Source organism: Nocardia sp. NPDC057668 (assembly GCF_042799795.1).
In the GTDB taxonomy this organism is placed as follows: domain Bacteria; phylum Actinomycetota; class Actinomycetes; order Mycobacteriales; family Mycobacteriaceae; genus Nocardia.
The window spans coordinates 46,588-59,501 of sequence record NZ_JBHVIC010000002.1 but is presented as its reverse complement, the minus strand read 5'-3'; the positions used below and the strand labels follow the sequence as shown (position 1 = coordinate 59,501).

12 protein-coding genes are annotated in these 12,914 nt (G+C 68.6%); 5 read left to right on the top strand and 7 right to left on the bottom strand.

The window, feature by feature from the left end:
- Nucleotides 1–88: 88 nt before the first annotated feature.
- On the top strand, nt 89–1,444 hold the full coding sequence (locus tag ACFVBH_RS13210; RefSeq protein WP_379001817.1) for an ABC transporter permease: 1,356 nt from the start codon (nt 89–91) through the stop codon (nt 1,442–1,444).
- Between the two features lie 177 nt (nt 1,445–1,621).
- A complete protein-coding gene (locus ACFVBH_RS13205) occupies nt 1,622–2,308 on the top strand; it encodes a GAF and ANTAR domain-containing protein (protein ID WP_379001816.1) in 687 nt (228 codons plus the stop codon).
- Nucleotides 2,309–2,535: 227 nt separating this feature from the next.
- Here the strand turns inward: ACFVBH_RS13205 and ACFVBH_RS13200 are convergent, their stop codons facing one another.
- Nucleotides 2,536–4,086 (bottom strand): MFS transporter, encoded by a 1,551-nt coding sequence (locus ACFVBH_RS13200; protein WP_379001814.1) that lies wholly within the window; start codon nt 4,084–4,086, stop codon nt 2,536–2,538.
- A 123-nt stretch (nt 4,087–4,209) separates the two neighbouring features.
- Nucleotides 4,210–4,722 carry a large conductance mechanosensitive channel protein MscL gene (gene mscL, locus ACFVBH_RS13195; RefSeq protein WP_354985513.1) on the bottom strand — a complete coding sequence of 171 codons (513 nt, stop codon included), beginning with the start codon at nt 4,720–4,722 and terminating at the stop codon, nt 4,210–4,212.
- 256 nt (nt 4,723–4,978) lie between these two features.
- On the opposite strand from mscL, the gene ACFVBH_RS13190 reads away from it, so the two are divergent.
- A complete protein-coding gene (locus tag ACFVBH_RS13190) occupies nt 4,979–5,596 on the top strand; it encodes a TetR/AcrR family transcriptional regulator (RefSeq protein WP_379001811.1) in 618 nt (205 codons plus the stop codon).
- A gap of 100 nt (nt 5,597–5,696) precedes the next feature.
- A complete protein-coding gene (locus ACFVBH_RS13185) occupies nt 5,697–6,560 on the top strand; it encodes a sterol desaturase family protein (protein WP_379001809.1) in 864 nt (287 codons plus the stop codon).
- Here the strand turns inward: ACFVBH_RS13185 and ACFVBH_RS13180 are convergent.
- From ACFVBH_RS13180 to ACFVBH_RS13160, 5 genes are all read right to left on the bottom strand, one after another.
- Nucleotides 6,547–8,139 (bottom strand): BCCT family transporter, encoded by a 1,593-nt coding sequence (locus ACFVBH_RS13180; RefSeq protein ID WP_379001807.1) that lies wholly within the window; start codon nt 8,137–8,139, stop codon nt 6,547–6,549. The genes ACFVBH_RS13185 and ACFVBH_RS13180 overlap by 14 nt on opposite strands.
- 121 nt (nt 8,140–8,260) lie before the next feature.
- A complete protein-coding gene (locus ACFVBH_RS13175) occupies nt 8,261–8,530 on the bottom strand; it encodes a hypothetical protein (RefSeq protein WP_354991385.1) in 270 nt (89 codons plus the stop codon).
- Between the two features lie 8 nt (nt 8,531–8,538).
- A complete protein-coding gene (locus tag ACFVBH_RS13170) occupies nt 8,539–8,784 on the bottom strand; it encodes a CsbD family protein (RefSeq protein ID WP_354991386.1) in 246 nt (81 codons plus the stop codon).
- 293 nt (nt 8,785–9,077) lie between these two features.
- Nucleotides 9,078–10,373, bottom strand: coding sequence for a D-arabinono-1,4-lactone oxidase (locus ACFVBH_RS13165; protein ID WP_354991387.1), 1,296 nt, complete (start codon nt 10,371–10,373; stop codon nt 9,078–9,080).
- A gap of 125 nt (nt 10,374–10,498) precedes the next feature.
- A complete protein-coding gene (locus ACFVBH_RS13160) occupies nt 10,499–11,173 on the bottom strand; it encodes a TetR/AcrR family transcriptional regulator (RefSeq protein ID WP_354991388.1) in 675 nt (224 codons plus the stop codon).
- Between the two features lie 118 nt (nt 11,174–11,291).
- On the opposite strand from ACFVBH_RS13160, the gene ACFVBH_RS13155 reads away from it, so the two are divergent.
- The gene (locus ACFVBH_RS13155; RefSeq protein ID WP_379001804.1) at nt 11,292–12,794 is read left to right on the top strand and encodes an MFS transporter; all 1,503 of its coding nucleotides are present in this window, start codon (nt 11,292–11,294) and stop codon (nt 12,792–12,794) included.
- Nucleotides 12,795–12,914 lie beyond the last annotated feature (120 nt).

Sequence of the window (12,914 nt, the reverse complement as noted above, 5' to 3'; positions counted from 1 at the left end):
GTTGGCATTGACTACTTTGTTGTCAGTGCCTACATTTGCCCTTGCTATGACGAACGTGAGTGCGTCCGAACCGAATGGGAGTGAGCCCGTGCCGAAAAACAGTGCGCCCTCGGCGATTCCGGACAATGGCGGCCGGGCGAGCGGTGCCGGGCACCGATTCGGGCTGCCCCTGCGCGGCTGGATCCCGCCGATTTTCGTGGTCACGCTGCTCGCCGCCCTGCTGGGCACCATGTACCTGGGGTACACCTCGGACCCGGAGAAGAACCTGCACGACTTCCCGGTGGCCCTGGTCAACCAGGACGACGGCGACATCGTCGACGGACAGGCGGTCAACGTCGGCAAGCAGATCACCGACGCGCTGATCGCCAAGGTGCCCGCCGACAAGGTGGATCTGCGCCTGGTCGGCGTGGGCGAGGCCCAGCGCCAGCTGCGCGACGGCCGGATCTACGGCGCCATCGTCATTCCGAGCGACTTCTCCAAGCGGCTCACCATCCTGGGCACGGCTGCGGTGGTGCCCGGCGACATCGAACGGCCGGTCATCACCGTGCACACCAATCCGCGCGCGGGCACCTACGCCGCGCAGATCGTGCAGCGGGTCAGCGACCGCGCCATGACCGAGGTGAACCACACCGTCGGCGCACAACTCACCGACCGGGTCAACGCGGCACTGGCCGCCGCCCCCGGCGCCGCGCCTGCCGAACTCACCGGCGCGGCCCGCCTGCAACTGGCCACCCCGATCGACATCTCGGTTAGCCCCTTCCGCCCGCTGCCCGAGGGCACCGGCCAGGGTCTGTCCGCGTTCTTCTACACCCTGATCCTGCTGTTCGCCGGGTTCAGCGGGGCCATGCTCATCCACGGCATGGTCGACAACAAGCTCGGCTACCTGCCCGCCGAATACGGTCCGTGGTTCCTGGACGTGCAGCCCGTGGCCATCAGCCGCTGGCGCACCCTGCTGCTCAAGTGGGCCATCGCGCTGGTGACCGCGCCCATCGTGTCCGGGCTGTTCCTCGGCATCGCGACGCTGCTCGACATGCCGATCGATCACGCGCTGCCGCTGTTCCTCTACGGCGCGCTCGCGGTCGCGGCGGTCTGCGTGACTGGGCTGTCCATCCTGGCCGCCTTCGGCACCGCCGGCCTGCTCATCAACATGATCGTCTTCGTGGTGCTCGGCCTGCCGTCGTCCTCGGGCACCATTCCGGTCGAGGCCACCCCGCGCTACATCGCGGTCCTGGCGAATTTCGAACCCATGCACCAGATCTACCTCTCGGTGCGCGCGCTGCTGTACTTCGACGGGCACCTGGCGGCGGGGCTGGGCACCGGCATCTGGATGACGCTGTTCGGACTGGGCTTCGGCGTGCTGTTCGGCGCGGTGGTGACCCACACCTACGACCTGCGCGGCCTGTACCGGCTCGGGGTGCCGCACAAGCCCGTCGCGGCCGAGTAGCCGGCGCGCAACTGCCGGAGCGTCACGTGCCCGGGAGCGGCGGAACGATCCGCCGCTCCCGAGCGGCGTTGGCCCGGAGTGACTTTCGGCCCTTTTCGTTGCCGACCTGTGACGGCACCATGGGCCGCGAGCACCGAATACTCATGGCAGAGCGAGGATCACGGGGCGGTTCGCAGGATGGTTTCGTCACAGTTCGACCCACTGACGGGGCAGTTTCTGCGTGCGGTCCGCGACGCCGGAGGCGGATTGACGGCGGTGTGCGGGGCGTGCGTACGAGTACTGCCCGTGCGGCGTGCCGCCATCGTGCTCACCGAGCACGATGCCGGGATGCAACCCTGGTGTGCCAGTGACGAATTCGCGACGCGCGTGGAAACCGCCCAGGCGACCGCGGGGGAGGGACCCGCGGTCTCGGCGGCGCGGGCCGGGGTGCCGGTCCTGATCACCGACTTCGCCTCCGAGAGCGAGCACTGGCCCGGTTTCGCCGAGGCGCTCACCGGATTTCGCACGGCCGGTTCCATGTTCGCGGTGCCGCTGCAACTGGGCCGCGTCCGGCTCGGCGCGATGGACCTGTACCGCGATCTGCCCGGGCGGCCCGAACCCCGGCTCATGTCCGCGGCGCTGCACATCGCCGACCTGGTGACCGCGAGCCTGGTGCTCTCCGCCGGGCAGCAGGCGCGCAAATGGTCACAACCGTTGTCCAGCCGATGGATTCACGAAGCGGCGACGCTCACGGGTGCGCGGCTGGGCATCGGCGCGGCCGACGCCTGCGCGCGGCTGCGCGGTTACGCCTTCACCCATGACCTCTCGCTGGCGGAGGTGGCGGAAGGGGTCGTGCGCCGCCGCATCCTGCTCGACCCCGACTAGCGGAGGGGGTCGTGCGCGGTCGCAACCTGCTCGACCCGACTAGCGGAAGGGGTCGTGCGCCGCCGCATCCCGCCGGACCCCGACCAGCCGCCGACACCGGCGCTCGAGCCTGCCCGGCCGCGGACCCGCGGTGCTCGACAGCCCTCGTCGCGCGGATGCCCGAAAGGCCACGGTGCGTGGATGCCCGATGGACCGCGGTGCGTGGGCGCCTGACAGGCCGCGCTGCGTCAGTGCGAGGCGGTGGCCCGGAACCCGCGTGGCACCAGGACCACCGTCAGCACGGCCACCGCGCCCACCAGCCCCGCGGAGATCCACGAGGTGGTGGTGAGCGCGGAATCGAAGGCGTTCTGGGCGATTTCGAGCACGCGATCACCGGTCGGCCCGCCGATGTCGTGTGCGACGTAGGCCGCGCCGCCGACCGAGCCGCGCGCGGTGTCGAGCTGATCGCCGGTGAGCGGCAGATCCGTCATATGGGTGACGAAGAGCCGGCCGTGAATGCTGCCGAGCAGGGCCACACCCAGGCCGATGCCGAGTTCGTAGTTGGTCTCCTCCACCGCGCCCGCCTGCCCGGCCCGCTCGGGCGGCACCGCGGCGACCAGTACCGCCGCCGCCGTGGTGATGGCGACGCCGTCACCGATGCCCAGCGCCACCAGGATGACCGCGACCAGCGGATAGGTGGTGGTCGACACCGCGGCCAGCAGCAGGAAACCGCCTGCGAGGGTGAACAATCCGAAGCCCATCAGGAAGCGCACGCTCACCCGCCGCAGCAGCCACGGCGTGCACAGCGAGCCCAGCAGCGTGGCGATGGCGGCGGGCACCGTGCGCAGTCCGGCCTCGGACGGGGTGTAGCCGTGAATGTACTGCAGCCACAACGAGATCAGGAACAGCGCCGAGCCGATGGCGAGCATCGCCAGCAGCGTCGCCAGCGCGGCGGCGGTGAAGGCGCGGTTGCGGAACAGCCGCACGTCCAGCAGCGGGTCGGGGGATTTCAGCTGCCGGTATGCGAAGAGGGCGAGCAGGGCGAAGGCGGCGAGCAGGATCAGCACATCCAGTGCGGCCGGTTCACCCTTGGCCACGTGTTTGATGCCCCAGGCCAGCGCCACGACGCCCAGCACCGAGAGCACCGCGCTGAACCAGTCGAGCCGGCCGTGTTGCGGCGCACGGTATTCCGGCAGCAGCCAGAGGCCGGCGGTCACGGTCAGCACCACCACCGGAACGTTCAGCCAGAACGCGGCGGACCAGCCGAAGCGCTCCACCAGCTGGCCGCCGATCAGCGGGCCGATCGCCGCGCCCGCGCCCGCGACCGCCGCCCAGATGCCGATGGCCTGGGTGCGCTCGTGATCGTCGGTGAAGATGTTGCGAATCAGCGACAGCGTGGAGGGCATGACCATGGCCCCGCCGACGCCGAGCAGTGCGCGCCCGGCGATGAGCTGCGCGGGATCATCGGCGGTCGCGGCCACCACCGAGGCCAGGCCGAACAGCACGAAGCCGGCGATGAACAGTCGCTTGCGGCCGTACCGATCGCTGATCGCGCCGCACGTGATGAGCAGGCCGCCCAGTACCAGACCGTAGAGATCCACGATCCAGAGTTGTTGCATGGGACTGGGTTCCATGTGATCGATCAGCGAGGGCAGCGCCACGTTCAGGATGGTGGCGTCCATGGCCACCAGCAGCAGACTGCAGCACAGCACCGCGAGCATGGCCCAGCGTCCGGGCATCGGCTCGAGCTGGCCGGCGGGTCGATCCAGTGCCGGTTCCCGGGGCGGGATGCGACCCACGTGCGAGCCTCCTCGGATAGACGCCTATCGACCAGACAGCAACACTCTGGCTAGCACGATAGTCCGTGTGCGGGCCGCGACCGGGCACACGGACCGAAGACGTCCGGTTCGGGAGGAAGCTTGTTACTTGTCCGCGCTTTCGGGCTGCCGGGCGGGCGCGATGGCCCCGGCCGGCGCCGTGGCCGCCACCGCTGCCGCGGCCGCCGCGGTCGTGCCCCGCTGCGTCGTGGTGGCGGTCTCGCTCTTACCCGAGTTCTGCTCGACGAGCAGATCGCGAATCTGGACCAGCAGCTCGATCTCGGTGGGATCGGCCTTGATCTCGGTCTGGCGGGCCAGGCGGCGCTGCAGGTGGGTCATGGGCACCATCAGGATGAAGTACAGCACCGCGGCGACGGTGAGGAAGTTGATGACCGCGCTGATGATCGGCCCGACGGCGACGAAGGTGGCGGGCTTGCTGCCGATGATCTGGAAGCCGAGCCCGAACTCGCTGTTCCCGCCGAGCACGGCCAGCAGCGGCTCGAGCAGACCCTTGGTCACCGAGGTCACGATGGCGGTGAAGGCGGTGCCCATGACGACCGCGATCGCCAGGTCGATGACATTGCCCCGCATCAGGAAATCTTTGAAACCCTTGAACATGACGCCGTAAACCCCATCCGTGACGACTCCGTTATGTACTTCGCCGCAGTCTAAGTGCTCCGGACCACGGGATTCGAACCGAGCGCACCCACCTTGACGACCCTCACATCACACCGCGCGGGGTGGGCTATCACTCCCCGTCGCCGATGAGTGAGCCCGATCGGCCCGGCCCGGCGGGCGGTCGTCCGGGTATGTGCGGCGGTCCGATTGGTAAATTGCCAGAAGTATTGGCGACCGGTGACGGAGCGGGGTGGGAATGGCCGAAAAGGCTGGTACCAAAGGCGTTCCGCGGCACGAACGCGAGGAGTCGATCCTCGACGCCGCGGCGGGGGAGATCGGCCGCGTCGGGTACGCGGGGCTGTTCCTGGGCTCGGTGGCCACCGCGGCGGGCGTCTCCAAGCCGCTCATCTACGCCTACTTCGACTCCAAGGACGGCGTGTACGTGCGCTGTGTGCAGCGCGCGGCCGCCAACCTGTGCGAGGCCATGGACCGCGTCATCGGGGAGACCGAGGAACAGGCCCGTGCCGGCACCGTGACCACGGCCCTGGCCGGTCGCACCCTGGCCGCGATCTTCGGTGCGCTCGAGCACCGCCCCTACGACTGGCGCGTGGTCTTCGATCGTTCGCATCCCGAGCAGGGCCCGGCCGCCGACGCCGCCCGGGAGGCTCGGCGGCAGATCGCCGAGCGCGCGAACTGGGGGATCTCGGCGTTCGGCGCCGCGGGCGGGCTGACCGATTCGGACGACGTGTCCGCGCTGACCGCGGCCTGGATGGGCATCGTGAGCGCCCTGGTCGACTGGTGGCTGCGGCATCCCGGGGAGACCGCGGCGCAGATGACCGCGCGCAGTCTGCGCCTGGTCGCGCTGCTCGACTGACCCGACTCGCACCGAAGTCGCCCGTATCCGGGCCGGTCACACGTCTTGACTTCAAATTGACTGATCCGTAAATTACGGATCAGTCAATTCAGGAGGATCGATGTTGACTTCGTTCTGGCACCAGATCAACACACCGGTGTTGTACGCCATCCCGTTCTTCTTCCTTTTCATCGCGGTGGAGGTGTGGACGCTGCGCGACCGCGACCACGTCACCGGCTATCTGGCCAGGGACACCCGCACCAGCCTGGCCATGGGCGTCGGCTCGCTGGCCTCGTCGCTGCTGCTCAAAATCGGTGTGCTGCTCGGCTTCAGCTACCTCTGGGCCGTGGCCCCGTGGCACGTGCCCACCGACACCTGGTGGGGCTGGGCGCTGTTGCTGGTGGTGGTGGACCTGTCGCTGTACTTCAATCACCGCTTCTCGCACCGGGTCCGGATCGGCTGGGCCGCGCATCGCGCGCACCACTCCAGCGAGTACTTCAACTTCGGGACCGCGCTGCGGCAGAAGTGGAACCCCTGGTCCGAGGCGCTGTTCTGGTCCCCGCTCCCGCTGCTGGGCTTCGCGCCGTGGGCGATCTACATCGCACTGACCCTGAATCTGATCTACCAGTTCTTCACGCACACCGAGACCGTCGGCAAGCTGCCCCGCCCGATCGAGTACATCTTCAACACCCCGTCGCACCACCGGGTGCATCACGGCTCGGACCCGGAGTACCTGGACAAGAACTACGGCGGCATCTTCATCGTCTGGGACCGGATGTTCGGGACCTTCCAGGCCGAATTGCACCGTCCCCGTTACGGATTGACCACCCCGGTCGGCACCTACAACCTGCTGAAACTGGAGTACGGCGAATACGTGAAGATCGTTCGCGACGTGCGCGGCGCGGACCGCCTGCGCGACAAACTCGGCTACATCTTCGCCCCGCCCGGCTGGCAGCCCGCGCCGCGGCCCGTCACCGCCGCGTAGCGCCCGCCTCGGCGGCGGCCCGGTCCGCGTGCTCGGCGCGGAAGGTGCGGACCAGGGCCCAGCACATGGCGAGCATGACGACGCTGAACGGCAGGGCGATCAGGATCGCCACGGTTTGCAGGGTCGTCAGGGCCGAGGCGCCGGAACCGCTGGCCACCAGCAGGGCGATGGCCACACCGCCGGTCGCGAAGGTCCAGAACGCGCGACTCCAGGTGGGCGGCTCCGGATTACCGCCCGAGGACAGCATGTTCATCACCAGCGCGCCGGAGTCGGCCGAGGTGACGAAGAACAGGACGATCACCAGGATAGCCAGGCCGGCGGTCAGGCTGCCGCCGGGCAGGGTGTCCAGCAGCGCGAACAGGGCGCTGTCGCGATCGGGGCCGTCCGGGCCGACCAGCCCGCCGCCGCCGAACATCTCGCGGTTCAGGGCCGCGCCGCCGAAGACCGCGAACCAGACGAAGGTCAGCAGGGTCGGCACCAGCAGCACCCCGGCCACGAATTCGCGGACCGTGCGCCCGCGCGAGATGCGCGCGATGAACACACCGACGAAGGGCGCCCAGGAAATCCACCAGCCCCAGTAGAAGACCGTCCACTGCTGGGTCCACGCGGTGCCGGTCGGGCCCTCGGTCGCGCCGGTATAGAGGCTGATCTTGGGCAGCGATTGGATGTACGCCCCGATGTTCTGCACCAGGTCGTTGACGATGAACAGCGTCGGCCCCGCGAACAGCACGAAGAGCATGAGCATCCCGGCCACGCCCATGTTCGCCTGTGAGAGCAGCTTGATCCCCTTGTCGACGCCGGTCACCACCGAGATGGTGGCCAGTGTGGTGACGACCAGGATCAGCACCACCTGCAGTCCCTTGCCGGGTTCGTGCAACCAGCCCTGATAGTTCAGGCCCGCCGAGATCTGCAGGATGCCCAGGCCCAGCGAGGTGGCCACGCCGAACACGGTGCCGATGACCGCGACGATGTCGATGACGTCCCCGCGCCACCCCCTGATCCGGTCGCCCACCAGCGATTCCAGCGACCAGCGGATCGAGACCGGCCTGCCCTTGCGGTGAATGGAGTAGCCGATGGCCAGCCCGACCACCACGTAGATGGCCCAGGGGTGAATACCCCAGTGCAGGAACGTTTGCACCATGGCGGCGTCGGCGCGCTGGGCGGCGGTGTCGCCGACGCCGGGGCGCGGGTCGTCGTAGTGGAACAGCGGCTCGGCCACGCCCCAGAACACCAGGCCGATACCCATCCCCGCCGCGAACAGCATGGAAAGCCATGCGCCCATGCTGTATTCGGCGCGCTCGCCGTCCTGTCCCAGCTTGATGTCGCCGAAGCGTCCCACCCCGAGCCAGATCGCGAACACCACGAACAGTGAGACGATCACGATGTAGTACCAGCCGAAGCTGCCGATCACGTTGTCCTGCAGCGCCTTCGCCTGCCGCGCCGCGAGATCGCGGAACACGATGGCGTACACGGTGAAGGCGGCCACCACGATCGCCGAGGGCCAGAACACCCGGGGCGCGACCGCCGCCCGGGGGTGGACGGGCGCGGGATCGGAAGCGGTGCCGTTCGATGCGCTCAAGACAGCCGTCCTTCGTCGAGTGTTCCGCGAACCACGCCGCGGCGCGACCGGGCTCGAACGCCGGCGCGGCTCGCGAACGCGGGCGAGTGCGGGGGCCCGAGCCCCCGCACCCGATGGCCTACTACTTTCCGACCCGGTCCTTCAGCGATTCGACGATCGCGTTCACCGCCGCCATGACGTCCTGCGCGGCGTGCTCGAGATTGGCGCGCACCTCCTCGAGGGTGCCCTGCATGTCCTCGGTGGTGAGCTTGTCGGCGAACGCCTTGGCCATGTCGGCGAGATCGGCCGCGGCGGTGCTCGCCCGATCGGCCAGTTCGGCGGCGGCGCCGCTCGCCTTCTCGGCGAGCTGCCCGGCTGCTGCGGTCAGACCACTGTCCTCTGTGTTTGGCATACCCGCGGCTACTTCGCGCCGCCGAGCTTGTCCTTGATCTTGCCGACGAAGCCGCCGACCCGCTCGCGGACGTCCTCCACGGCGTCCTCGAACTTGTCCTTCGCCTGGTCGGCCTTGCCCTCGGCATCCTTCGTGGCGTCCTGAGTCGCGGACTTCGCCTTGTCGGCGGCCTCACGCGCCTTGGCTTCGGCGTCCTTTGCGGCGTCCTTGGCTTTATCGGCCGCCTCGTCGAATTTGTCGTTGAGATCAGACATCGAAACCTCCTCGCGTGTGGTCACGCCCGGGTGCGGGCGTGCATTCGGGACAGTCCGACGAACAGAACTGCTAACGCAGCGATCTTTCAGCAAATGAGCATAGTCGCCTCCGGGCCCGGTGCCCAGAAAAGCGCCGAGCCGGGTGCATGTGCACCCGGCTGGGGTAGAGAACCACGTGGTTCGCGGCCCGCCCGGTTCTGGACTGAGTGGAGCGGGGGAGCGAAGCGGAGGAGCGGAGGGAGGGAAGAACCGGGTTACGAGGGCCGCGAACAGCCGGAGCGAAGCGGAGGCAATTAGACCGAGCCGAGTACCCGCTCGATATACGGGTTGGTGAACCGGCCCTTGGGATCGAAGCGCCGCCGGACAGCTGCGAACTTCTCCCACTCGGGGTACCGCTCGGCCAGCGTGTCGGCGGTCTGGAAGTGCCGCTTGCCCCAGTGCGGGCGGCCGTTGTACTGATCGAAGACACGTTCGCAGGCGCGGAAATAGGGCTCGTACTCCATGCCGGCGTACTGGTGTACGGCGATGTAGCAGGTTTCGCGGCCGCCGGCGGGGGACAGGAACGCGTCGTCGGGCGCGACCCAGCGCACTTCGATCGGCATGACGGTGTCGAACCGCGCGGCAACCTGCTTGATCTCGCGGATCGCGTCGGCCGAATGCTCGCGCGGGATGGCGTATTCCATCTCGGTGAAGCGGAAGAGCCTGGGGCTGGCGAAGACCCGGTGCGAGCGCTCGACCTGGCGGCGGTAGCTGCCCGCGTAGGCCGCCGCGCGCTGCACGTACGGGATCAGCTTGGGCTGCGCGCGGGTGAGCTTGCACAGCGCGTCGAAGGTGTGGTTGGTGATGAGGATGTCGGAGAACCAGTCCACCACCGGGTGCCGGGGCTGCTCGGGCAGTTCGACCCGGTTGTTGCGCTTGGTCATGGCCAGCGGGCTGTGCGCGAACATGTAGAACTCGAAGTGCTCGTTGCCGTCGACGTGCGTGTCCAGATCGGCGAGGACGTCCTCGACGGGCTCGGGGCGCTCGACGCCCTCGAGCACGAACGACGGGACCATCTGCATCGTGACCTCGGTGACCACGCCGAGCGCGCCGACGTTGACCCGCGCCGCGCGCCAGCCGTCCGGGTCGGTCTGCTCGTTGAGTTCGACCCGGCTGCCGTCGGCGAGCATGAGTTCCACCGAATGCAGTGCGGCCGAGAGGTTCTGCAGCTTGGCGCCGGTGCCGTGGGTGGCGGTGGCGGTCGCGCCCGCGATCGACTGCACGTCGATGTCGCCCAGGTTGGGGAACGCCAGGCCCAGCGGGTGCAGCGCGGTGCTCGCGGCGTTCAGCGTGATCCCGGCCTCGGCGCGGACCAGGCCCGTGGCGCGGTCCACCGAGAGGATCTTGTCGAGCTTGTTCAGGCGCATCAGGGTGCCGTCGGTGAGCACGGTCTCGGTGAAGGAATGGCCCGATCCGGCGACCCGGACGGTGTGCCCGGCGGCCTCGGCCCGGGCCAGCACGGTGGCGACTTCCTCGGGCGAGCCCGGTGCGGCGATGGACGCCGGAGAACAGCTCTGATCCCCAGCCCAGTTCACCCAAGAGTTGGTCATGCGACCAACTTTAAACCGGCAGTGTGATGTGCGCTACTGGAATGTGACCGAAAGCTAGCTGGAATGCGAATTTCTTCCGCCGCGCGCGCGGCGGGACCGGTGGACCGGTCCCGCGGGCGCATGCGTCAGCGTTTGCTCTTCTCGCAAATGGCGACCTTCGCGGCGTGCACCTCGTCGTCGGTCAGCGCGGGCACGTTCAGCGGCAGGCGCGGCACCGAATCGCCGCGCACGCCGTTCAGCACGACCGCGGCGTAGCGCCGCCACACCTCGGGATTGACCGTGCGCGCGAACCCCGCCACGCCGTCGACCATGTTCACCAGGGCGAAGAAGTCGCCCGGCTCGATATCGGGCTGCACCGCGCCGGAATCCTTGGCGCGCTGCACAACCTGATGCATGCCGGGCTGGATGCGGTCGCGCACACAGGTGAAGCGGTCGATGCTGTCGCGCATCTCCAGCAGCACCTCGCTGAGTCCGCGGTTGGCGGCCATGTGCTGGCAGGCGTACTCGAACAACTCGACCAGGCCCTGCCACGGGTCGCGATGGTGGAGTGCGGTGTCCACGGCGGAGGCGAACTCCGAGACGTTCTGATCGAACACCTCGGAGATGAGCTCCTGCTTGTTCGCGAAGCGCCGATAGACGGTGCCGACGCCCACGCCCGCCTTCGCGGCGACATCGTCCAGCGTGATCTCTAGACCGTGCTCGGCGAATAGTTCGCTCGCCGCGGTGATGATCCGCTGTTGATTGCGGGCGGCGTCCGCGCGCAAACGCCGAGGTGGGGGCGCGGTGGTGACGTGATTCACACCCAGATCCTAACAGGAGGCGGGATTATCCGGAGGTTATTTCTCCGTTTAGCTGTTAGCTTGGATCGGTAAACGGAGATGGGCTCTCCGTTAATCCTAGGGGACGAGGAGAACAACCATGACGACAGCTCTCGAAAAAGAGCAGGCGGCGCCCGCGCCGGCCGGTGACGGCCGGCGCGGATCGCACGCCATGCGCTGGTGGGTGCTCGCCGTACTCGGCGTCGCACAGCTGATGGTCGTGCTCGACGCGACCGTCGTGAACATCGCACTGCCCGAGGCCCAGCTCGATCTGGGCTTCTCCAACGCCGACCGCCAATGGGTGATCACCGGATACGCCCTGGCCTTCGGCAGCCTGCTGCTGCTGGGCGGACGCCTCTCCGACCTGTTCGGCCGCCGGACCACCTTCATCGTGGGCCTCATCGGCTTCGCGGTCGCCTCCGCCGTCGGCGGCGCCGCGGCCAACTTCGAAATCCTGGTCGCCTCGCGCGTCGCGCAGGGTGTGTTCGGCGCGCTGCTCGCGCCCGCCGCGCTCTCGCTGCTGACCGTCACCTTCACCGAGCCCGGTGAACGTGCCAAGGCGTTCGGCATCTTCGGCGCCATCGCCGGCGCCGGCGGCGCACTGGGCCTGCTGCTGGGCGGCGCGCTCACCGAGTGGGCGTCGTGGCGCTGGGTCATGTACGTGAACCTCGTCTTCGCGGCCGTCGCACTGGTCGGCGCGATCCTGTTGCTGGCCAAGCACACCGCCACCGAGCGGCCCAAACTGGACCTGCCCGGCACGCTCGCGGTCACCGCCGCGCTGTTCGCCATCGTGTACGGCTTCTCCAAGGCCGAGACCGACGGCTGGACCGACTCGGCGACCCTGGGCTTCCTCATCGGCGGCGTGATCCTGCTGGCGGTGTTCGTGTTCCTGGAGCAGCGCGTCAAGAACCCGCTGCTGCCGCTGCGCGTGGTCCTGGACCGCACCCGCGCCGCGTCCTACATCACCGTGTTCGCCATCGGCATCGGCATGTTCGCGATGTTCCTGTTCCTGACCTACTACATGCAGCAGTCGCTGGAGTACTCGCCGATCATCACCGGCGTGGCCTTCCTGCCGATGGTCGCGGGCATGGTGGCCTCCTCGACCACGGTGCCCTCGCTGCTGGTGCCCAGGGTCGGGCCGCGCGTGACCGTCGTGGCGGGCTTCCTCATCGCCGCGGTGGGCATGGCGCTGCTGACCAACATCGGCGTCGACACCGCCTACGCCACGCATATCCTGCCCAGCCTGATCCTCATGGGCATCGGTCTCGGCACCGCGATGTCGACCGCGTTCATCGGCGCGACCTCGGGCGTGCATCACACCGACGCCGGCGTGGCCTCGGCCATGGTGAACACCAGCCAGCAGGTGGGCGGTTCCATCGGCACCGCGCTGCTGAGCACACTGGCCGCCTCCGCGTTCGACGACTATGTCGCCGACCGGGTTCCGCCGTCGCCGCAGACGCTGGCCGAAGCTGCCGTCCAGAGCTACACCACCACCTTCTGGTGGGCGGCCGCCATCTTCGTGGTCGGCGCGGTGATCACCGGACTCATCATGCCCAACACTGTCCCGCAGCCGTCGGAAGGTGAACCGGTTCTGGCGCACTGAGATTCGAATAGCCGCGCGCCGAGCTCACGAACGGGCGCGCGGCGACTCGGGTACTGATTGTCCCGCGGTACGACAGGGGCCCACTCGCGATTCGCGAGTGGGCCCCATCGTTGTTCTCAG